The organism is Shewanella sp. cp20, assembly GCF_000832025.1.
In the GTDB taxonomy this organism is placed as follows: domain Bacteria; phylum Pseudomonadota; class Gammaproteobacteria; order Enterobacterales; family Shewanellaceae; genus Shewanella.
In genome coordinates, this window is sequence record NZ_JPII01000041.1 from 22,853 (window position 1) to 44,067 (window position 21,215).

At 53.4% G+C, this 21,215-nt stretch carries 18 protein-coding genes; 11 read left to right on the top strand and 7 right to left on the bottom strand.

Translation table 11 applies throughout. From position 1 onward, the window contains the following. The first annotated feature begins 32 nt into the window (after positions 1–32). Entirely contained in the window at positions 33–944 is a 912-nt protein-coding gene (locus tag DB48_RS13510) for a LysR family transcriptional regulator (protein WP_041510763.1), read from the top strand. Between the two features lie 50 nt (positions 945–994). On the opposite strand, the gene rho is transcribed toward DB48_RS13510, so the two are convergent. Both rho and trxA read right to left on the bottom strand, forming a co-directional pair. Then, the gene (gene rho, locus DB48_RS13515; protein ID WP_011864143.1) at positions 995–2,260 is read right to left on the bottom strand and encodes a transcription termination factor Rho; all 1,266 of its coding nucleotides are present in this window, start codon (positions 2,258–2,260) and stop codon (positions 995–997) included. Between the two features lie 231 nt (positions 2,261–2,491). Continuing rightward, entirely contained in the window at positions 2,492–2,818 is a 327-nt protein-coding gene (trxA, locus tag DB48_RS13520) for a thioredoxin TrxA (RefSeq protein ID WP_041510764.1), read from the bottom strand. Positions 2,819–2,989: 171 nt separating this feature from the next. On the opposite strand from trxA, the gene rhlB reads away from it, so the two are divergent. From rhlB to DB48_RS13535, 3 genes are all read left to right on the top strand, one after another. Beyond that, positions 2,990–4,297, top strand: coding sequence for an ATP-dependent RNA helicase RhlB (gene rhlB, locus DB48_RS13525; RefSeq protein WP_041510765.1), 1,308 nt, complete (start codon positions 2,990–2,992; stop codon positions 4,295–4,297). Continuing rightward, a complete protein-coding gene (locus tag DB48_RS13530; RefSeq protein WP_041510766.1) occupies positions 4,297–5,229 on the top strand; it encodes a Ppx/GppA phosphatase family protein in 933 nt (310 codons plus the stop codon). The genes rhlB and DB48_RS13530 overlap by 1 nt, the downstream gene beginning before the upstream one ends. A 292-nt stretch (positions 5,230–5,521) precedes the next feature. Beyond that, positions 5,522–8,500, top strand: coding sequence for a TonB-dependent receptor (locus DB48_RS13535; protein WP_041510767.1), 2,979 nt, complete (start codon positions 5,522–5,524; stop codon positions 8,498–8,500). Between the two features lie 54 nt (positions 8,501–8,554). On the opposite strand, the gene DB48_RS13540 is transcribed toward DB48_RS13535, so the two are convergent. Further along, entirely contained in the window at positions 8,555–9,091 is a 537-nt protein-coding gene (locus DB48_RS13540) for a thioredoxin family protein (protein WP_041510768.1), read from the bottom strand. A gap of 226 nt (positions 9,092–9,317) precedes the next feature. After that, a complete protein-coding gene (locus DB48_RS13545; RefSeq protein WP_041510769.1) occupies positions 9,318–9,896 on the bottom strand; it encodes a nucleoside triphosphate pyrophosphohydrolase family protein in 579 nt (192 codons plus the stop codon). 381 nt (positions 9,897–10,277) lie between these two features. On the opposite strand from DB48_RS13545, the gene nhaC reads away from it, so the two are divergent. Continuing rightward, positions 10,278–11,798: a Na+/H+ antiporter NhaC gene (nhaC, locus tag DB48_RS13550; protein ID WP_041510770.1), complete on the top strand. Its 1,521-nt coding sequence runs from the start codon at positions 10,278–10,280 to the stop codon at positions 11,796–11,798. Between the two features lie 121 nt (positions 11,799–11,919). Here the strand turns inward: nhaC and DB48_RS13555 are convergent, their stop codons facing one another. From DB48_RS13555 to DB48_RS13565, 3 genes are read right to left on the bottom strand one after another with little or no spacing between them, the layout of a single operon-like run. Further along, complete coding sequence (locus tag DB48_RS13555; protein WP_041510771.1) at positions 11,920–12,525, bottom strand: TlpA family protein disulfide reductase; 606 nt, start codon at positions 12,523–12,525, stop codon at positions 11,920–11,922. Next, a complete protein-coding gene (locus DB48_RS13560; protein WP_082035640.1) occupies positions 12,522–12,959 on the bottom strand; it encodes a cytochrome c-type biogenesis protein in 438 nt (145 codons plus the stop codon). Before DB48_RS13560 ends, DB48_RS13555 begins: the two co-directional genes overlap by 4 nt. Continuing rightward, the gene (locus tag DB48_RS13565; RefSeq protein WP_052813789.1) at positions 12,956–14,914 is read right to left on the bottom strand and encodes a heme lyase CcmF/NrfE family subunit; all 1,959 of its coding nucleotides are present in this window, start codon (positions 14,912–14,914) and stop codon (positions 12,956–12,958) included. Before DB48_RS13565 ends, DB48_RS13560 begins: the two co-directional genes overlap by 4 nt. A gap of 467 nt (positions 14,915–15,381) precedes the next feature. Here DB48_RS13565 and DB48_RS13570 point away from each other — a divergent pair, with 467 nt between their 5' ends. The 6 genes from DB48_RS13570 to nrfD all read left to right on the top strand — a co-directional run bounded on the left by DB48_RS13570 (position 15,382) and on the right by nrfD (position 21,209). Continuing rightward, positions 15,382–17,421 (top strand): multiheme c-type cytochrome, encoded by a 2,040-nt coding sequence (locus tag DB48_RS13570; protein WP_041510772.1) that lies wholly within the window; start codon positions 15,382–15,384, stop codon positions 17,419–17,421. A gap of 72 nt (positions 17,422–17,493) precedes the next feature. Further along, positions 17,494–17,919, top strand: coding sequence for a rhodanese-like domain-containing protein (locus DB48_RS13575; RefSeq protein ID WP_041510773.1), 426 nt, complete (start codon positions 17,494–17,496; stop codon positions 17,917–17,919). A gap of 68 nt (positions 17,920–17,987) precedes the next feature. Beyond that, positions 17,988–18,773: an FKBP-type peptidyl-prolyl cis-trans isomerase gene (locus DB48_RS13580; protein ID WP_235375403.1), complete on the top strand. Its 786-nt coding sequence runs from the start codon at positions 17,988–17,990 to the stop codon at positions 18,771–18,773. 28 nt (positions 18,774–18,801) lie between these two features. Next, a complete protein-coding gene (locus DB48_RS13585; protein WP_041510775.1) occupies positions 18,802–19,494 on the top strand; it encodes a tetratricopeptide repeat protein in 693 nt (230 codons plus the stop codon). Positions 19,495–19,554: 60 nt separating this feature from the next. Continuing rightward, the gene (locus tag DB48_RS13590; protein WP_041510790.1) at positions 19,555–20,259 is read left to right on the top strand and encodes a 4Fe-4S dicluster domain-containing protein; all 705 of its coding nucleotides are present in this window, start codon (positions 19,555–19,557) and stop codon (positions 20,257–20,259) included. Between the two features lie 2 nt (positions 20,260–20,261). Further along, positions 20,262–21,209: an NrfD/PsrC family molybdoenzyme membrane anchor subunit gene (gene nrfD / locus DB48_RS13595; RefSeq protein ID WP_041510776.1), complete on the top strand. Its 948-nt coding sequence runs from the start codon at positions 20,262–20,264 to the stop codon at positions 21,207–21,209. Positions 21,210–21,215 lie beyond the last annotated feature (6 nt).

Here is a 21,215-nt window from a genome sequence, read left to right on the forward strand (position 1 = left end):
AGAGATGCGGTAAGAGGGCGAGGAAGTAAGTCATGCAGGTCAATGATCTATTGTTATTTGTGCGGGTCGCCGACTGTGGCAGCCTGAGCGGCGCGGCTGTGGAGTTGGAGATTTCCGCGGCGGTGGCCAGCGCCAGCCTGAAGCGGCTGGAGAAGGAGCTGGATACCGTGCTCTTTATCCGCAGTACCCGAAGCCTGCGCCTGACCGATGCCGGCGAGCGCTACCTGAGCTATTGTCGCCGGGCACTGGAGGACTTGCGCCTGGGGGAGCAGGCGCTGGCCTGCGCCAAGTCGCAGATTGCCGGCAAGTTGAGCGTCGCCCTGCCGTCTGATGCGGGACGTAACTATATTCTGCCCTGGCTGGATCACCTGATGGACGAATATCCCAGGTTGCAGCTGAGGCTGCATCTCGCCGACAGCCTGACCAACTTCTATCACGACAAGATAGATGTCGCCCTGCGTAGCGGCACCCCGAAAGATTCTAGCCTGGTGGCCTTTAAGATCTGCTCGGCCCAGCGCATCTTGTGTGCCTCACCGGAATATATTGCCCGTCATGGTCGCCCCGAAACCCTGAGCGATCTGGAGAAGCATAACTGCTTGTTTTTCATGTTAGATGAGAAGACTCATGACCAATGGTGCTTCTATCGCGACGGTCAGACACATAGGGTGAGGGTGTCGGGCAATCGCACCTGTAACGACGCCGAGGTGGCCCGCAAGTGGGCGCTGGCGGGCAAGGGGATCGTCTACAAGTCATCACTGGACCTGGCGGATGATTTGGCCTGTGGCGCCCTGGTGCCACTATTGACTCAGTACAGTGGCGAGAGCGCCGATCTCTATCTCGTCTGCCCAGGACGGCAACATGTGACGCCTCTGGTGCTGACCCTGAGGGATCAGCTGCGCCAGCGCTGTGCTCAGCGCGCCCAGAGGCTTGCCGAGCAGGTATAAAAAAAGCCGCATGTTTGCGGCTTTTTCTTTATTGCTAAAGTCTTAAGATTTTAGGACTTAGCGCGTTTCATTGCGGTGAAGAACTCTTCGTTGGTCTTGGTCATCGCAAGCTTGTCGATGAGGAACTCCATGCCGCTGACTTCGTCCATCGGGTTGAGGATCTTACGCAGGATCCACATCTTCTGTAGCTCGTCCGGTGTGGTCAGCTTCTCTTCGCGACGGGTACCCGAGCGGTTGAAGTCGATGGCAGGGAAGACACGCTTCTCGGCGGCCTTACGAGACAGGTGGAGTTCCTGGTTACCCGTACCCTTAAATTCTTCGTAGATCACTTCATCCATCTTAGAGCCCGTATCGACCAGCGCGGTGGCGATAATGGTCAGGCTGCCGCCGTGTTCGATGTTACGTGCCGCGCCGAAGAAGCGCTTAGGACGATGCAGTGCGTTGGCGTCAACACCACCTGTCAGTACCTTACCAGATGATGGGATCACTGTGTTGTAGGCACGTGCCAGACGGGTAATAGAGTCGAGCAGGATCACTACGTCTTTCTTGTGTTCAACCAGACGCTTAGCCTTCTCGATGACCATTTCGGCTACCTGTACGTGACGGCTGGCTGGCTCGTCGAAGGTCGAGGCAACCACTTCGCCTTTCACCAGGCGTTGCATCTCGGTCACTTCTTCCGGACGCTCGTCAATCAGCAGTACCATGAGCACAACTTCAGGGTTGTTGTAGGTGATGCTCTGGGCGATGTTTTGCAGCAGCAATGTCTTACCAGCCTTCGGCGGTGCCACGATAAGACCACGCTGGCCCTTACCGATAGGCGAGCAGAGGTCGAGAATACGGGCGGTAATGTCTTCGGTCGAACCGTTACCACGCTCCATTCGGATGCGTTCTTCTGCGTGAAGTGGGGTTAAGTTTTCGAAGAGGATCTTGCTGCGGGAGTTTTCGGGTTTGTCGAAGTTTACTTCACTGACTTTCAGTAGCGCGAAATAACGTTCACCTTCTTTCGGGGGACGGATTTTACCAAAAATGGTATCACCGGTGCGCATGTTGAAGCGGCGAATCTGACTCGGTGAAACATAGATATCGTCTGGACCTGCAAGGTAAGAACCGTCTGCGCTACGAAGGAAACCAAAACCATCTTGCAGGATTTCGAGTACCCCGCCACCGAAAATATCTTCACCGCTTTTGGCGTGGGCTTTAAGGATTGCGAAAATAATGTCCTGTTTGCGGGCTCGGGCCATGTTCTCGATTTTCATATCCTGGGCCAGAATGACCAGGTCTGAAATCGACTTCTCTTTTAATTCTGATAAATTCATTGTGGTGGGTCTTGTATATTGCGAGACAAAGCTATTCTAGGACTAATAGCATAAAGTTGTTTGGATATTAATCGAAATAGCGAGGTGTGGTTAATGAGAAAGTTTCTGGTTATTAAAGTAGCACTATAGGAGCAGGGCGTCTAGAAATTTAGCGACCCTCGACACAATTACTTGACTAAGCTGTGTCGAGAATCACTTTCTATGACAAAAATGTCATAGGGATCGATGCATTTATAGTTGTGCGTCGATGAACTCTTTCAGTTGAGTCTTAGAAAGGGCGCCTACTTTAGTGTCGGCAAGCTCACCATTCTTGAACATAAGCAGTGTTGGAATGCCACGTACGCCGTACTTAGCCGGAGAGGCGTTGTTTTGGTCTACGTTTAGCTTAGCGATAGTTACCTTGCCGGCATATTCGTCTGCAACGTCATCCAGGATAGGGGCGATCATTTTGCAAGGGCCGCACCATTCTGCCCAGAAATCAACGAGGACTGGGAGGTCTGATTTTAAAACGTCGTTTTCAAAGCTGTCGTCGCTTAGGGTAATAATTTTATCGCTCATGATGTTCTCCAGTTAGGGTGCCATTGCTGGTTTGTTAATGGCTTAACCTGTATATTGGGTCTGAAATTCGCTTTTCAAGAGTTATTCGCGGCTTTCAACGGTCTTTTTTTATTAGCCGTTATTTCAAACGATCGAGTTCCTTATTGCAACCCTAACTGGTATGCTTGCGCTATGAGCGAAACACATTTAACTAATCAAAAGTTTGCCGACTTTTCTCTGCATCCAGAGATACAACAGGCACTAGTCGAAAGCGGCTTTGAATATTGCACGCCTATCCAGGCATTATCATTACCGATTTTACTCCAACATAAAGATATCGCAGGCCAAGCGCAGACGGGTACAGGTAAAACCCTGGCTTTTCTGGTCGCCACCTTCAATCATCTCTTAACCACACCTATCCCCGACGGACGTCAACTCAACCAGCCTAGAGCCATAGTGATGGCACCGACCCGCGAACTGGCTATTCAGATCGCCAAGGACGCAGAGCTGCTTGCGAAGCATACCGGCCTGAAGGTGGGTATTGTCTACGGCGGCGAAAGCTACGAAGTACAGCGTAAGGTGTTGGATAAAGGGGTCGATATCCTTATAGGCACTACCGGACGCATCATAGACTATGTGCGTCAGGGGGTGATCAACCTCAGCGCCATTCAGGCGGTGGTGTTGGACGAAGCCGATCGCATGTTCGATCTCGGTTTTATCAAAGATATTCGCTTCCTCTTCAGACGCATGCCAGATGCCAACGATCGTCTGAACATGCTCTTCTCGGCAACATTGTCGATGAAGGTGCAGGAGCTGGCCTACGATCATATGAATGATCCTGAGAAGGTCGAGATCGCGCCAAGCGAGAAGACTTCCAAGAACATTACCGAAGAGATCTTCTATCCGTCGATGGAAGATAAGATGCGCCTGCTGCTGAGCCTGATCGAAGAAGATTGGCCAGAGAAGGCGATTGTGTTCTCTAACACTAAGCACAGCTGTGAAAACCTCTGGGCCCACCTGGAAGGTGACGGTCACAGGGTTGGCCTGCTTACCGGCGATGTGCCGCAGAAGAAACGTATCCGTATTCTTGAGCAGTTCACCAAGGGTGAGCTGGATATCCTGGTGGCCACCGACGTCGCTGCGCGCGGCCTGCATATCTCGGACGTGTCTCATGTTTATAACTATGACCTGCCCGATGATTGTGAAGACTATGTGCACCGTATCGGTCGTACCGGACGTGCGGGTCAGAAAGGGGTCTCAGTCAGTTTCGCTTGTGAAGAGTACGCCCTGAACCTGCCGGCTATCGAGAGCTATATTCAACATAGCATCCCTGTGACTAACTACGACAGCGAAGCGCTGCTTGATGATATTCCGCCACCGGTGCGAATTCATCGTAAGCACTCGCCACGTCCAGCGGGTCGTTCGGGTGGCGGTAAACCTCAGGGTGGCCGTCCAGGTGCTCGTCCAAGACGTCACGACAGGACCCGTAGACACAGTTAATGAAGCACTCTGGCGTCAGTCCCTTGTATGCGGCCATTACCTTAGGCTCGAATAGTTTTAACATGCTGGTGGCGCAAACCCGTGCCGGCAAGCCGACCGTAGTGGCCAAGTATAAGCGCAAGGTACGCCTTGCCGAGGGGATAGGTGCAGATGGCGTGCTCAGCCCCGAGGTGTTCGACCGTGGCCTGGATTGTCTGCAGATGTTTTCGCAGATGCTGGACCAGGACGGGGTCAGTCGCGAGCATATTGCCGTTATCGCCACCGCGACCCTGCGCAGTATCAGCAATGCCGAGGCCTTTTGTGAGGCCGCTCTGCCTATCCTGGGACAACCCATAGAGATCATCTCTGGCCTGCGTGAGGCGGAGCTCATCTATCAGGGGATGGTTGCTACCACCCAGGGCGAGGGGCGACGCCTGGTGATCGACATCGGCGGTGCCAGTACCGAGTTCATCATAGGGGATGGCAATAAGGTGCTGCTTAAGACCAGCCTGCCCATGGGCTGCGTCACCTTCAACGATAAATTCTTCAACAGCTTCCCATTTCAGCAACTGGATTTCGATGCGGCTCAGCATCAGGTCGAAACCGCCCTGGGGGATTATCGCAGACAGCTGACCGATTATGGCTGGCACTGTGTGGTCGGCGCCTCGGGTACGGTGCAGTCTGTGGTGGAGCTACTAAATGATCGCGGCGCCAGTGAAACCATCACCCCGGCGGTGCTCAGTGATCTCAGGGGCGAGGTGCTGGCGCAGACAGATGTGAGCCTGAGAGACATTCGCGGCCTGCATAGCGAGCGCGCACCTACCTTCGCCGCTGGCTTAGCCATCTTATCGGCCCTGTTTAATCTACTCGACATACAGTCCCTCAACCTCTCCGGCGGGGCCCTGAGAGAAGGCGTGCTGCATCAACTTGCCCAGCGAGTTTTACCCGCCTAATGCCATCGTAGCTTGGCGATGGCCAACATTGAATTAACGCCCTTAGCCTTCGGTATCTCTCCTCCTTTCCCTGACGAAACTCAAATAATCTAATTATTTTCATAGGCTTGCGAACCGGCATTGCCTGTCTCCCTCTCAACTGCTCTGCATGAAGAACTTTTGTATATTGAAGATTGTATAAAATATGTCTTTTGTGTTATGTTTTTGTTGCGTTCGGGGGCTGTACCCATAAAACCTTAAATTCATTGCCTCGGACGTCAGCAAAATAATAAAGAGAAGGGAGATAAAACTTATGTCAGGAAGTAACGCTACTAAGCGTTTTGTCCCGAGAAAGACCCTGGCGGCAATCGCTGTCGGTTCGGTACTTATGATGTCTGCGCCAGCCGCGATGGCGGCCGATGGTCTGGGCACGATTAAAGGGCATATCACAAGTGCTGTCGGCGCCGATGTGAATAATGCCAAGGTGATCATTCGTCACGAAAGCAAAGGCATAGTCAAGGAGACAACTACGGGCGCCAACGGTAGCTTTTCATTGAAGGGTCTGCCGATCGGTAATTACACCATCACTATCGTTAAGGATGGTTTCTATCAGGTACAAGAGCAGCACGTTGCCGTGACCGTGGGTAATGCCTTGACCTTCGATGTGGCACTGGATGCACAGAACAATGAAGTGGAGCGCATCGCGGTTACCGGCGCCCGCATCAGCCGCGTAGATACCTCGAGCACCACTAACTCCCAGGTGATCTCTATCGAAGAGCTCAACCAGCTACCGGTAGAGTTAGACTCCACCTCCATTGCACTGCTGAGCCCTGGCGCAGTAGCGGGCGATAACGGTTTCGGTGGCGTGGCCATTGCCGGGTCTTCGGTGGCCGAGAACGGTTACTACCTGAACGGACTGAATATTACCGACCTACGTAAAGGTATGGGCGATATCGATCTGCCCTGGGAAGCCATCTCGCAAACCGAGGTACAGACAGGTGGCGTGTCGGCCGAATATGGTCGCTTCATCGGTGGCGTCGTAAACCTGGTGTCCAAGTCGGGTGACAACGAGTGGCAATTTGGTGCCAAGGCTGAAGTTGCGCCCGATGCCCTGGCCGAACCTATGCCGCGCATGAAAGACGATGGCAGCATAGAAACCGTTTCAGATGCCTATTGGCAGGAAACCGAATATAACCTCTGGGCCTCGGGTGCACTGATCGAAGACAAGCTCTTCTTCTATGGTTTGTGGAACCCTTATGGCGAAGAGTCGACCGCCTATGGCGAGACCACGCTGCGTGACAAAGAGTGGGATACCAACCGCTGGTTTACCAAGGTGGACTGGTTCATTCACGAGGATCACTCAATTGGCGTGATGGCCTTCAGCAACGAAGGGGATTATGCCAGCACTCAGTATCGCCGTGCAGAGGATGGTAGCCGTGGTGATGCCATCGGTCTTACCGAGAGCACCTATGGCGGCATAGGCTGGAACGCCCAATATACGGGTTATCTGACCGACGACATCACCTTGTCGGCCATGTACGGTGAGATCACGCAATCCACCAAGGACAACTCGGGCACCCTAGATCAGTCCACCTATGAAGATTACCGTTCCGGTAGCTATCAGCGTCTGGGTGACTGGGTTGGCTATGGTTCTTCCGAGACAGAAGATAAGCGTATTACCTATCGTATCGACCTGGACTGGGTCATTGGCGATCACACGCTGCGCGCCGGTTATGACTATGAGCGCCTCGAAATCGCCGACTTCTACACACCGCACGGTGACGGCTGGTATGAGTATTACACCGCAGGTGCCGATAACGCCTATGGTCTGGCCGAAGGCACGGAATACGCGGATCTGCGTATCTGGGGTAAGGCGAGTGAGACAGAAAACGTGCACACCGCCCTGTATGTGTCTGACACCTGGATGGTCACAGATACTGTGACAGTCAATGCCGGCGTGCGTTACAGCGAGTTCAGCAACACCACAGGCTCTGGCGACAAGTATGTCGATCTCGATGGTCAGTTTGCCCCACGCCTAGGCGTCACCTGGGATGTGATCGGTGACGGTTCAAGTAAGGTTTACGCCTCCTATGGCCGTTACTTCCAGCCGGTATCGCCAAACACCAACCTGCGTATGGCCTCTGCCGCCTACGATTCGCACATCGTCAGCCATCTTAATGGTGTGAATGCCGATGGCTCGCCAATCCTGGGGGATGAGATCTCTCGCCGCGTGGTGGCCGATGGCACTGTGCCAGATGCCGACCAGCTGTTTAACAACAAGGCTGGGTCTATGTACTCGGATGAGTTTGCCCTGGGCTTCCAGCAGCAGCTCAACGACGACTGGGCCGTGGGTATTCGCGGTGTCTATCGCGACCTTAAGCAGTCGATTGAAGACGTGTCCTTTAACTATGGTATGAACCAGTGGATCAAGGAAAACTACGATTCTTCCTGGTATGCCGGCAATGGTGAGACCAGCGCCGAAGATTACTTCGTCGGTGGTTGGTTCCCAACCCTAACCAACCCAGGCATAGGTACTGAGATCCACTATGATGTCGACGGCGATGGTGTGAAGGAAACGGTAAACGTGACCGCAGATCAGATGGGCTTCCCTAAGGCGACGCGTACCTATAAGGCGGTCGAGCTGAGCTTTAGCGGTAATGTGACCGAAGACTTTACCCTCAACGGTTCATATACCTGGTCTAAGAGTGAAGGTAACACAGAGGGTCTGGTACGCTCGGACAACGAGCAGGCCGATCCGGGGTGGACCACCTCATTCGACTACCCAGAGCTGATGGATAATGGCGATGGTTATCTGCCTAACGACAGACGCCATAACTTCAAGCTCTATGGTGTGTATCACATCACTGATGACTTGAGTGTCGGCTTTAACTCTTACCTGCAGTCGGGTCGTCCGATCAACGCCTTCGGCCTGCATCCGGCAGATCAGGGTTACTGTGTGAAGGCGATCGCCATCGACGGCACCTGTTATGGTCGTGACTGGTACGGCGCCTCATCTTTCTACGCCAATGGCGAGGCGGCACCGCGTGGTAGCATGGGTCGCACAGATTGGGTCTACAACATAGATCTGAACCTGTCTTACACCATGGATTTCGACACCGCGGGACGCCTGAACTTCAAGTTGAACGTGTACAACCTGTTTAACTTCGACGGCATCACAGGTGTGGATGAGCAGTATGAGCTAGACAGTGGCGATAAGAACATTCGCTACGGTTATGCCGACAGCTTCCAGACGCCAAGATATGTACGTGCATCAATACGCTACGATTTTTAATCGGGATTAAGATCAAAAAAGGCCGCATCTGCGGCCTTTTTTATTGAAGCGGGTTTAGTTGAGGATCTTCGCCAAGTCCACCTCGAGTGAGGTTTCTGGGCGCTCAACGATACGGCCAATCTCTTCGCCATTTTGCTTCACGATGAAGGTTGGGATGCGGGTAAAGTCATACTTGGCCGCCAGACCTTCGGGGTCTTGTTTCTTACGATCCACGCCTATGTAAGTCACCTTGATGTTGGCGTTGTTGGCCGCCTCCATGATGCGGATAAAACGCGGGGTCTCACGGTGGCAGTCTGGGCACCAGGTGCCGATGATGACGACGATCTCGGTTGGTGTCTGTAGGTTCTTGATTGGCGCGATGGCAGCCTCGTCGACCTGATAGCTCTTATAACCCTGGGTGAAATCGTCAAGCTCTGTGACTAAGGTCTGGGCTTGTACTTCGCCTGTCAGTATCACTTCCTGTTTCTCCTCACTGCAGGTGGCGATAAAGCCTTCCTGCTTCTCATCAAATGCACAGCCATTATTTGCCAGTGCCTGAGTGCTAAAGAACAGCGCTGTGGTGGCAAGTAATGCTTTAATATTATTGGTCATAAATAGTACCTCAGGCCCGTAGACAAAAACCAGAATTGAGCATTCATTTCATTCTGATGCTATTCAATCATCTAAGTTGCACCGAGAGTAGCGCCAATGCGGCGAGCTGTTAACTGGATCACGCCATGATGGTCTGCTTGGCGCAGGGCTTCACACATTTGTCGCTAAATTGCAGAATTTTTCCGCTATCGGCAACAAGGTGTTAACCCTGCGGGGCGCGAGGTGGTTAGGCGGCGACTAGCTTGGCGAGATCCGCTGGGCGATAGTAGACAGACTTGAGCACCTTACCCTGACGCACCACCTTACCGGCCATCTCCACATCTTTGGCGCACTTGGCGATGATGAAGTCGCCCTTGCGACTGCCGATGATCTCTACACCCTGCTTGGCGTAGTGGGCGATGGTTTCTTGCAGTTCCTGTTCGTTACGGCACACCTTACTCATATTGCTCGAATGTACCTCGTCCCAGCAGCGGATGAAGTCGATGTCGCGGTTCTTGGCGACATGCAGCAGCAGATCGATCACATAGCTGATCTCCAGGCGATCATTTACTTGCTTAGCCCCCAGATGTACCAGGCGGCCCATGAGTACATAAACCGAATCGACGATGGCATCGGCCTGCTCGACGCGGCTGTCAGCCTCGGCCAGCTCGGTTAACTCCTCGATCGCCAAAGAGGTGTGCAGGGTATCGGCCTGCTCATCCAGGCTGGTCTCATCTTCGATAGGCAGATCGAAGGTAGAGCGGAACTGGTGGATGTCGCGGTAGAGGTGGTCGTAAAGGGGCTGATCGAGTGCGGTCAGTTTCATCTGTGTGCCTTCTGGGTCTTGAATGTCTAAATGCGTGGCGGCAATTTTAATTTAACGGCGCAGTAATTGAAAGCTGACTTCCAGGCGCAAAGTCAGCGAGTATTAGGGACTTTTTTCATCCTTTTAAAAGCCAGAATATATGTGCAATAGATGCATAACCACGCTCAAAACCGCCTTAGTGATGAATTTATACGCTCAACGGCATGGCTTTGCCGCGCCTTGGGCGTATCGGCATCCCAGGCCGGTCTGGACTGGATTGTTAAAAATGTGTAACTATGTTCGGCCCGCCTGAGGATTAAACCTTTGATGCCCGAATTAATAGGGCCGGTGTGATGGCGGGGAGAAAAATAGGAAACCCCATAATTATAATAAGGATTATCCATGACCTCTCATCCGCAGTCGCCAGAACAGCCTGGCAGAGATTCGAGTCCCGCGTCGGGCACCACACACAAGCAGCCGACGCTATTAGATGCCCTGATCCCCATTTTTGCCTTGGTCTGCATGTTAACGGCATCAGTGTATCTGTTCTCTTCAGACAGCTCCTATGGCGCCAATCAGATTGCCCTTATCATGGCGGCCTGTATCACCCTGGTTATCGGGGTGAAGAACGGCTATAGCTGGAAGGAGATGGAGGCGGGGATCGTCAAGAGCGTCTCCCTGGCCACGGGCGCCTTGTTGATCCTGTTTTCGGTCGGTTCCCTGATCGGTACCTGGATCTTGGCCGGCACAGTGCCCACCATGATCTTCTACGGTATGAAGATCTTAAACCCAGATTACTTCTACGCCGCCTCCTGTCTGCTGTGCGCGGTTGTGGCCTTGAGTATCGGCAGTTCCTGGACGGTCGCCGGTACCTTAGGTATCGCGCTGATTGGCGTCGCCGGTGCCATGGGGCTCAGCGTCGAGATAACCGCAGGTGCCATCATCAGTGGCGCCTATTTCGGTGACAAGATGTCGCCCATGTCCGACACCACCAACCTGGCGCCAGCCGTCGCCGGTAGTGAGCTGTTTGGTCATATTCGCCACATGGTGTGGACCACCACGCCGAGCATATTGCTGGCCCTGACAGGCTTTCTGTTTATCGGCCTGAGCAGCGACAGCAGCGGCGCGGTGACGGATCTTGCTGCGACCATGTCACGCATCGAGGCTCAGTATTACCCGGGCCTGCATCTGCTGCTGCCCTTGCTGGTGGTCTTAGTGCTGGCCTACAAGAAGCTGCCCGCCTTCCCGACCGTGATTCTCGGCACCTTGGCCGGTGCCATCTGTGCGGCGCTGTTCCAGTTCGACGGGGTGATCAAGTTCGTCAACGACGACAGCCTGCCCACCATGGTCGCCCTAGTGAAGGGGATCTGGGTGGCGATGTTCGATGGTTATACTGCCAACACGGGGGATAAGACGCTCGACAGCCTGCTGAGCCGCGGCGGCATGAGCAGCATGGTCAATACCGTCTGGTTGATCCTCTGTGCCATGGCCTTCGGTGGCGTGATGGAGAAAACCGGCCTGCTACAAAGGTTGCTGCAAGGGGTGCTACGTCTGGTGAAATCCAGTGGCAGCCTGATCATCACCACCCTGGCCAGCTGCATCGGCGCTAACCTGATCACAGGCGATCAGTTTATTGCCATCTTGCTGCCGGGTCGTATGCTCAAGGTCGAGTATGAAAAACATGGCCTGGCACCGGTTAACCTGAGCCGTGCCCTGGAAGATTCGGCCACCATCACCAGTCCCTTGGTGCCCTGGAATACCTGCGGTGCCTACATGGCCAGCACCTTAGGCGTGGCCACCATCGCCTATCTGCCTTTCGCCTTCTTCAATCTCATCTGTCCCTTCATCAGCGCGGCGTACGCCCACTATGACATCAAGATTGAGCGACTGGCAGAGAGTGAAGCCATGGAGGCCGTGGCTTAATTTGGCGGCATAACCCGCTTTGAGCCGGATTAAAAAAATCCGCCCGGCGAAGTGACTGGCGTGATGCCGGGCGGGAGCAATAAAGTGTGATGGTGGGTACGGCGCCGAATGACGCGATTGCTTAATGAAGATTTTTTGCCGTGTCAGGGTTGGCGTACTTAGCAGTTAGTTGTTCCAGATAGGGCTGAACCGCCTTATCCCCCCAATCGAGGTAACCGCGTAAGAAGCCGACCAAGTTGCCCTCGCCATCGAAGGCGTAGGTGGCCGGAACAATATTGGCCGGCAGCATGGTTTCCACCTGCTGCTTGGGGTCGATTAGCGTCGGGTAGCCTGCCAGCTGATGGCGGGCCAGAAAGGCCGCGACCTCGCCATGGGCCTCGTCGATGGATAGGGGCAGCACTACCAGATCTTTGTCGAGATTGTCCCGTCTTATCTTATCCATCATAGGGATCTCCTTGATGCAGGGAGCGCACCAGGTAGCCCAGAGGTTGATTAATACTAGTTTGCCTCGATAATCACTCAGCTTCACCTGATGACCATTGAGATCCTCGAATGTGGCCTCGTCGACCTTGCGGGCGCTGGTCATCTCCACAAAGCGCGACATGATCATTGGCTTGGGTAAGTTTTCACCTGTGTCATACACCTTGGCACTTGGCATGACAGCCAGGGAAGGTAGGCTGAGCGTCATTAGGCTAAAGGCGAGCAGGGGAAGTGGTAATTTTCTCATGATCTGTGTTCCTGACTATGGGGTAATGGTCGGCGCGTATGCATTTGTCGCAGGTACCAGAATAGGACGGCGGCAAGCAGCCCGAGCGGCATAAAAAAGAGGAGTGCGGTACCCGATGTCAGGCTGGGCATATAGCGGATCCGCTCACCGTAACGGGCGACCATAAAGTCGACAATCTCATCGCTCGTCTTGCCCCGTTCAAGTTGCAGATAGATCTCCGCCTTGAGTTCGCTGGCGATCGGGCTTTGTGAGTCCAGCAGGTTCTGATTGGTGGACATGGGGCAGCGTAGGGTGGCTGCAATCTCTATGGCCTGGCGCTTTAGCACCGCCGGTGCCTGCAAGGAGGTGTTAGTCTGCACCTCTGCTTGTGCCTGCCCGAGGAGCAGTGTGAGCGTGACGCCAAGTAGAATTAGTCGCTTAATGCTTGTCATCATCGGGCTCCTTTTACCGCGAGTTGAGGGGGCGACACGCGGGCTTGTCTGCAGGCGTCGCTCGGGCGCAACAGGCTGAGACCGGCAAACATCATGATGAGGGCGCCAATCCAGATCCAGCCGACGAGTGGCTTGTAGCTGATGCGGATTAAAAACTCCTTCTCGCTGAGTTGGTTGCCCATGGAGATATAGAGATCGGCAAACAGGCTACGATGGATCCCCGCAGCGGAGATCTGCATGGCGTTGCTATTAAAGGTCTGGCGCTGCGGATAGAGATAGGTCAGATGCTGATCGCGTTTGTCTCTCACCTCTATCTTGGCCTGTAGCGCACTGTAGCTTGTGTGCGAGACCGTTTCTGTTGCCTGGTAGATAAAGGTATAGCCCGCTACGACCTTCCCCTGACCTGGTCCCATCCTCAGTAGCTCTTCCTGTTGAAAGTAGCTTGAACAGGTGGCGCCTAAGATACTCAACGCCACACCTAGGTGGGCTACACACATGACGTAAAAGCGTCTGTTGCCGACAGGGAGCGTCATTTTTCTCAGATGATTACGTACATACAGGCCTGTACAGGAGACCAGCCAGAGGCTGGCGAAGCTGCCGAGCATAAAGTGAGCATCTATTTCACCCAGCATTAGATAATTGAGGCTGAAGCTGACCACTATGCAGATGCATGCCAGCAGCGCGAGTGGTTTCATCGCATCTTGACGCGATGCCTGCCACCCCATCAAGGGGGCGGCGCCCATGAAGAGACTGACGATCCCAGTTAATGGAATGAAGAGGCTATTAAAGTAAGGCGCCCCCACCGAAATGCTTTGCCCCGTGACGACTTCATACAGCAATGGATAGCAGGTGCCCAGCAAGATGGAGAGCGCGGCAACCAGCAGTAATAGGTTGCCAAGTTGCATCAGGTTTTCCCGGCTCAGCCCTTGAGTGCTTATCGGTCTGATGAGTTTTGGTAATCTGTGCAGCAGCAGGGTAAAGCCGCAGATAGAAACCAGAGCGAACAGGGTGAGCATGGCTGCGCCACGCAGGGGATCGGCAGCAAAGGCGTGTACCGACTGCACCACGCCCGAGCGAACCAGAAAGGTGCCCAGCAGGCAAAGACTGAAGCCGAGTATTGCGAGAAACAGGCTGGTGCCGTGAAACCTGTCCCTTTGCTCGCCTAAAATGAGTGAGTGCATTAGCGCCGTGGCGACTAACCAGGGGATAAACGAGGCGTTTTCGACCGGATCCCAAAACCACCATCCGCCCCAGCCCAGTTCGTTATATGCCCACCAGGAGCCGAAGGCGTTGCCACCGGTTAGCATGGCCCACGCCAGAATGGCCCAGGGGCGCATCACTCGGCAGTGATGCTTCATAGATTGGCTATTGTCTAACAAGGCGGCGACAGCCGCGGCGAAACAGACAGCCAGCCCCACATATCCCACAAATAGCAGAGGTGGATGCAGGATAAGACCGATATCTTGCAGTATGGGGTTGAGATCCCGCCCTTCGACTGGGATGCCGGGTAATAGCCTGGCAAAGGGATTTGAACCTATGAGGAGGAAGGCGATTAATCCGGCTTGAATCGCACCTAGGACCGCGTGAAGGTAGTGAAAAAAGGGCGCGGTGGCATCGGACTTCAAGCTGATCACCCAGCTCCAAATGCCGATGGCGGCAACCCAAAACAACATAGAACCTTCGTGTCCTCCCCAGACGGCGGCGACCTTATAGAGGCTGGCCAGTTGGCTGTTGGAGTTATTGGCCACGTATGCCACAGAAAAGTCGTTATCCAGGAAGAGGAAAACGAGGATCAATAGGCTAGCCAGTTGCGCCAGCGTGTTTAGCTTAATAAAGAGAGACAGGTAGTCCTGCAGTGCCACGCGGCAACGGCAGGCCTGCGCAACAGGCATCGCGGCCATGAGCAAGCATAGCGTCAGTGAGATAGTAAGAAGTAATAAGCCAATTTCTGCGTTCATCGCCTCGCCTTAAACCAATCGAACAAAATGATTCGTCTAACTAATAGTGATGGGTAAGTTTGTCTCTGATTGAGCCTAACCTTAGGTGAACTTCTTCATGAATTCTGTGAGCTGTGGCAGGGTCCGTTTTACCCCTTTTCTCCCTCAATCTTTTTCATAACTCAAAAAGCGACTTGAGGTTTTTTGAGATCTAAAAATACCGGTTTTAGAACTAAAAAAGAAAACACTGAAAACATTTAAACCTATGTTTTTATTTGTTTTATATCTGTTCACAACTCATGGTTTTTTCCCTGTGCGCCAGCTCAACTTTTTTGTCTTTGGTCTGTGAAAAATACTGAAGCTGCTCAGCTGTAAAGTCGTTCGGTTAACGATGAGGTTTATTCCCTTTAATTCCCGTCAGCGAAAAGGATGAGCCGATCTGGAATTAAGCATAAACAGATAAAACTAAAAATATTTAGGAGTGAATGATGAGACGATGGAAACACAAGGTAGCCTTGAGTGCGCTATTTTGTTTCGGTGCCATTGCCAATGTGAACGCTGCTGGTGGTAAATACAACAGCGTGCCTGAGATGGGCGAAACTGCCAAAGGCGCGATCGCAAACTATCAGGGCATGGAAAAAGTCAACGGCGTCAAAACCCTTCAGGACTATGTAGTTCAAGAAGCCGCGTTATTTGACTTCTTGTTTGAAAACCACCCTATGTTCAAATACCAGGAAGCGGGCAATCTGGTTGGCGATTATCATGTCAGTGATCGTGGCGAAGAGTATCTGGATACCGGCCATAGCCCTGACTACAGCAAGAAAGTGGGTAAACCCAGAGCCGTACAGTACAGGCTAGGTGCCAAGTCTATCCTGGATTTTCCCAACAATTTTGTCGGCCCGGAAAAGTGCGCCGAATGTCATGCGACCCAGTATGAGAAGTGGAGCCGTTCACGTCATGCCAAGACAGTTCGTTTCCCTGGGGAACATCCCGAGGTGGACAACGACCTCAACAAGACAATGTATGGCACTAAAGACACCTCTATTCTCCCCGACGGCATCACGCCGGATGTGATCTATGCGACCGTGGGTACGCCCAGAACCAAATATGGCTTCATCGATGCCTGGTTGGTGCGTGGCTCTTACCATATCGAAGGCGGCTTATTGAAGGATGGTACCGGCAAGATGGTTGCCGGTGCTAACCAGTTTTCTCGTGGTTGGGCCGAGTGGTTAACCCCTGAGATGGCTAAGAAGATCAACGCCGTGATCCCTGAGTTCCCTACCACCTTAGCTGCATATGGTGACTCGGGGTCTCATCAGTGGGGCATGAGCTCTTACGGCGCCAAGTACCGTAAAGAGATGTTGTTCCAGCCAGCAAGTTCTTATTGCGAAGTTTGTCATACCTTCAAGTTCGACTTTAAGTCTCAGCAAGAGTACTTCGATGCCCTGGGCGATCCTAAGAAGCTGCAGGAACACACCATCAGTAAGGGCATTGCCTGTGAGGAGTGCCACGGTGCTGGTGGCCACCTAGATGGCGGTACTGGCGGTATGCAGTCTAACTGCGAACGTTGTCATCAACGCTTCCAATACGATCCTGTCATGGCCGAGACGCCAGCCGCACAGGAAAAACCTGAATTGGCCTTTGGCGTGAAGATGAAGTCGCTATGTCCTTCTTGTGGTACCGAAGGCTCACAGATGTATGGTTCGGCGCACTATGAGAAAGGCATGCGTTGTACCACCTGTCACGACCCTCACGAGGTCACCGATGGTTCCTGGTTGTCGGGTATCACTAAGCCTAAGTTGAAGAAAGACTGTAAGGACTGTCACGAGGCGCAGACTGTGATAGCCAGTAACACAGACACTCACGCCAACCAGACCTGTCAGAGCTGTCACATGCCAAACATGGGTAGCTGTGAAAACTTCAAGGCGATGCAGTTCCCCGATCAAGCAGGCTTCGACGCCGTTCGTAAGTCACACATGTGGAAGATTGATGTCGACCCTGTGCGCAAGACGCTCAACCCACCAGAGGGAGCGCCTAGAACTCAGGGACCTGATGCGGCTAAAGGCTGGACTGTGGCCAAGAACGAGGAGGGACGTACCTACCTGGATCTCATGTGGTCTTGTGCCCGCACCTCAATTTCTGACCACGATGTGGTGGAAAACAAGGGCTGTCACAGCCAGTTCCAATCTGAGCTAGAAACCGGCCTGCACTATAAGGATCAGCTGGAGATCTACGGTGAAGTCATGAAGTGGCAGAAGCCGATCAAAGAGGTCTTCGGTCAGGTTGAGCAGGCGCTGGTGCGTATCGATCAGCTGCTTGAGGTCACTAAGTTGTCTACCGAAGACAAGACTCAGGTGCTGATGTTGGCGGAGAAGGCTCAGGCCACAGTGGATCTGATCAAGCAAGATGGTTCTTGGGGTGTTCATGGCTTCCGTTATAGCCAGAAGCGTCTGGATGCCGCGCTGACCTATGTGACTCAAGCGCAGAAGATCTTAGATGGCAGTGGCTATTCGGCCAAGGCGAACTAGTTCTCTCACAATAACGTGATTGACTAACCACCCGGCGCCACGCCAGGCGCCGGGTATTAGGGGAGAGAGAAGATGAAATCGAGAATAGGCCTGTCTTTGGCCTTGCTGTTGGGCTTGACTCCGCTATGCAGTCAGGCGGGCGGCGGCGCCGAGATGGCACCGGCTCACAGGTATGAACATAGCCTGCACACTATTAGTCTGGCCCAGGCCGAAGCCCTGCTGGCTGAGGGGAATGTTTACTTCTTCGACGTCAATACCTTAGAGCTTTGGGCCGAGGGGTATATCCCTGGGGCCGTCTACTTCAATGTCGATAACTGGAAGACCCTGCTGCCGGAAGATAAGGCGGCGCGTATGGTGTTTTATTGCGCCAATCGCCTTTGTAATGCCAGCGAGATCGCCGCCCATCAGGTAATGAAGCTGGGCTACACCAATGTGATGCAGATGCACGATGGGATCTATGGCTGGCGCCTGTCGGGTCGAGCCATTGAAAAACCATAATAAACAAATCATTGCATAACTTTTTGAACAGTAAGCATTTTGAGCAATAGATGATCGAGAGTGTGAATATGAAAGCGAGTCTACTGAAATCTTGTCGTGTTACCACCTTAGCCCTGGCCTTGAGTGGGTCATTCTTTGCCGTGGCCAGCGAGTCGCCTCAGGAGGTCGAAGATGCCTCCTATGCATTAGGTGCGTCCGTGGGCCATTACATATCGGGCAAGATCTATAACCAGGTCGACTTAGGTGCCCAGGTCAATATCGACACTGTGGTCAAAGGGGTCGTCGATGCCCTCAAGGGTGAGGGCAAGATGTCCAATGAGGAGATACTGACCCATCTCAACGCCCGCGCCGAGTGGCTCAACAATGCCAAGAGCGCCAAGCTGGAGGCCTTGGCCAACAAGCATCTGGCCGAGGGACAAGCCTATCTGGCAGGTAACAAGAGCAAGGCTGGGGTGACGGTAACCGAATCGGGTCTTCAGTATGAAGTGCTGAAGCAAGGCGATGGCCCTAAACCTGTCGAGTCTGACGTGGTAACGGTTCACTACGTAGGTAAGCTGCTCGATGGAACCGAATTTGATAACTCTTATGAGCGCGATGAACCCAATCGTTTCGCCCTAATGTCGGTGATTGATGGCTGGAAAGAGGGGATAGCCCTGATGCCCGTGGGTTCCACCTATCGCTTGACCATTCCTGCCGAGTTGGCCTACGGCAAAGAGGTGGTGGGGATTATCCCACCGGGTTCGACCCTGATCTTCGATGTTGAGCTGCTCAAGCTTGAGGCTCCTGGCGAAAATACCCATGGCATGGGGCTAAGTGGTATGGGCATGGGCGGCATTATGGGCATGGGTCACTAGGTTAGGTTATCGGCAGTAGGTGCTTGTTATGAATCATTTAGTGTTTGCCATGGCGGTCACGCTTGTTTGTTTTATTGCGCCTGTTTGGCGCCACTATTTCATCCAGGCGGCGAATGCCAAGGCCGGTGATGCGACCATCCCTGCTAGGAAGCGGATCCAGACACCAATTTGGGTGACAGGCATGCTACTGCTGATACCACTGACCCTCTATGGTCTGCTGGGGCGTTTTAACGACTGGCACACAGGCCAGATAGACGAAAACATCGACTACCTGATTGCCGCCGATATCAACAAGAATGCGCGTATCTTAGATGATGCCCCCCTCGATAGGCTTGCCTTGCTCAATCTGGCCAATGCCTACGCCGAAGGTGGTCGCTATGGCGATGCGGTAGCGACACTAGACAAATTACTGGCAATAGCGCCCGACGCCGAGCTGTTTGGCATGAAGGCGACGGCGCTCTATTACCGTGATAACCGCGCCATGAGTCTGGAGGTATCGATTGCAATATCTCAGGCGCTGGCGCTCGATCCTAAGGAAGTGCAGTCACTGCTGCTGATGGCGACCCACGCTTATTTGAATAGGGATTTTCAACAGGCGATCGCTTATTGGCAACAGTTACTGGACAGTGATAACCCCAACATAAACCGAGCATCGATTAACAGTGCGATTGTCAACGCTGAGCAGAAAATGGCTAACCGTACCGTGACTGCATCTGAGTAAAAGTCACCAAGATGAAAGATTCAATGAGGTCGGCATGCGTGCCGACGGATGGAGGATGCTGTGAGTGAAAATATAGAGAGACGGAGGTTCCTGAAATGCTTAGGAGCCGGCTCTTTGATGTTGGCGCCCTTGGGCTGCAGCGTTAAGGAGCAGACTGCTCAAACCGAATCGCCACACTATGTGATGGTGTTCGATCAAAATAAATGTGTGGGGTGTGGCGGTTGTAAGGAGGCCTGTAATAAGGCCAACAACCTGCCCGAGGGACGTTCGCGAGTGATACTGGAGCAGCAGTCATCTGCCGTTGCGGGGCAGGCTTGCCCCCATTGTGGCAAGACAGATTGCGATTGCCAGCGTAAGTATGTGCGGGTCTCCTGTCAGCAATGTCAGAATGCCCCCTGTGTGTCTGTGTGCCCAACGGGGGCGGCTCACAGAGATCCCAACACAGGCATAGTCACCATGGATGCCAGTAAGTGTGCCGGCTGTAAATACTGTATCGCCGCCTGTCCTTACAACGCGCGCTATATCAATAGTGAGACGGATGTGGCCGATAACTGTGACTTCTGCCTCGAGAGCAAATTAAGCAAGGGAGAGTTGCCAGCCTGCGTGCAGGAGTGTCGTTACGACGCCCTGATCTTTGGCGATGCCAACGACCCTAACTCCTATGTGAGCCGTTTGTTGGCGGTGAAGGATTCGGTAAGAATTAAGGCCCACCTGGGGACCGAACCGAGCCTACGTTACATTCCTATCGTTAAGTTGGGGGTATAGAGATGGACGGAACACTCGGATTTACCATAGGTTTGTCGGAAGGGGTTGCCTGGCCCTGGCCCATTGCCGTGTACCTGTTTTTTGCCGGTATCTCGGGCGGTGCCCTGTCGGTCGCGCTGTTTATTCGCTTCTATAAACAGCAGAGCGTTAACACCCCCTTCCTCAAGGCATCGGCGCTAATTGCCTTCGTGACCATAGCTCTGGGCATGCTTTGTCTGGTGTTGGACCTGACCAATCCGCTGTTTTTCTGGCGTATCTTGGTCTACTACAACCTCAACTCCGTGATGTCTGTCGGGGTGATCGCCTTGTCGGCCTATATCCCGCTGGTCGCCTTGATCGCCTTGTTTGCCCTGGAGGAGGAGATCCGTCGCCAGCCTATTTTGGCGCCGCTGCTGCCGCTTATCGACAGGTTAAGACCCTGGCGACGGGCGAGTGAAACCTTAGTGTTGCTATTGGCGCTGGCCGTATGTGCCTATACAGGCTTCTTAATCTCAGCCTTGATTCGCTTCCCTATCATCAACACCTCGGTGTTGCCTGCGCTGTTTGTGGCCTCTGGTCTGTCGGCCGGTGCGGCGGCGGCCAAGATGCTGGCGGTTGGGTTGTTTAAGGAAGATAGACACAGCAGCGACATGCAGATTTTGCACGGCGCCGAGTGGCCGATCATGTTTGCCGAGGCCTTGTTCCTCTTCATGATCATCATGTCACTGGCCACTGGCAATGCCGGCGCGCAGAGTGCCTTCGAGGCCTTCCACAGCGGCAGCTGGTCTATGGTGTTCTGGCTGGGTGTCGTGGGTGTGGGTTTTGGCGGCCCCTTGCTGTTGAACTTCGCCACAGGTAAGCAATTCAGTCATTCGGCCCAGGCCTTCTACCTCTCGGGCCTGTGCGCCGTGAGCGGCATGATGTGCCTGAGGATGTTCATCCTCTACGCCGGTCAAAACTTTGCGATTTGATCCTTT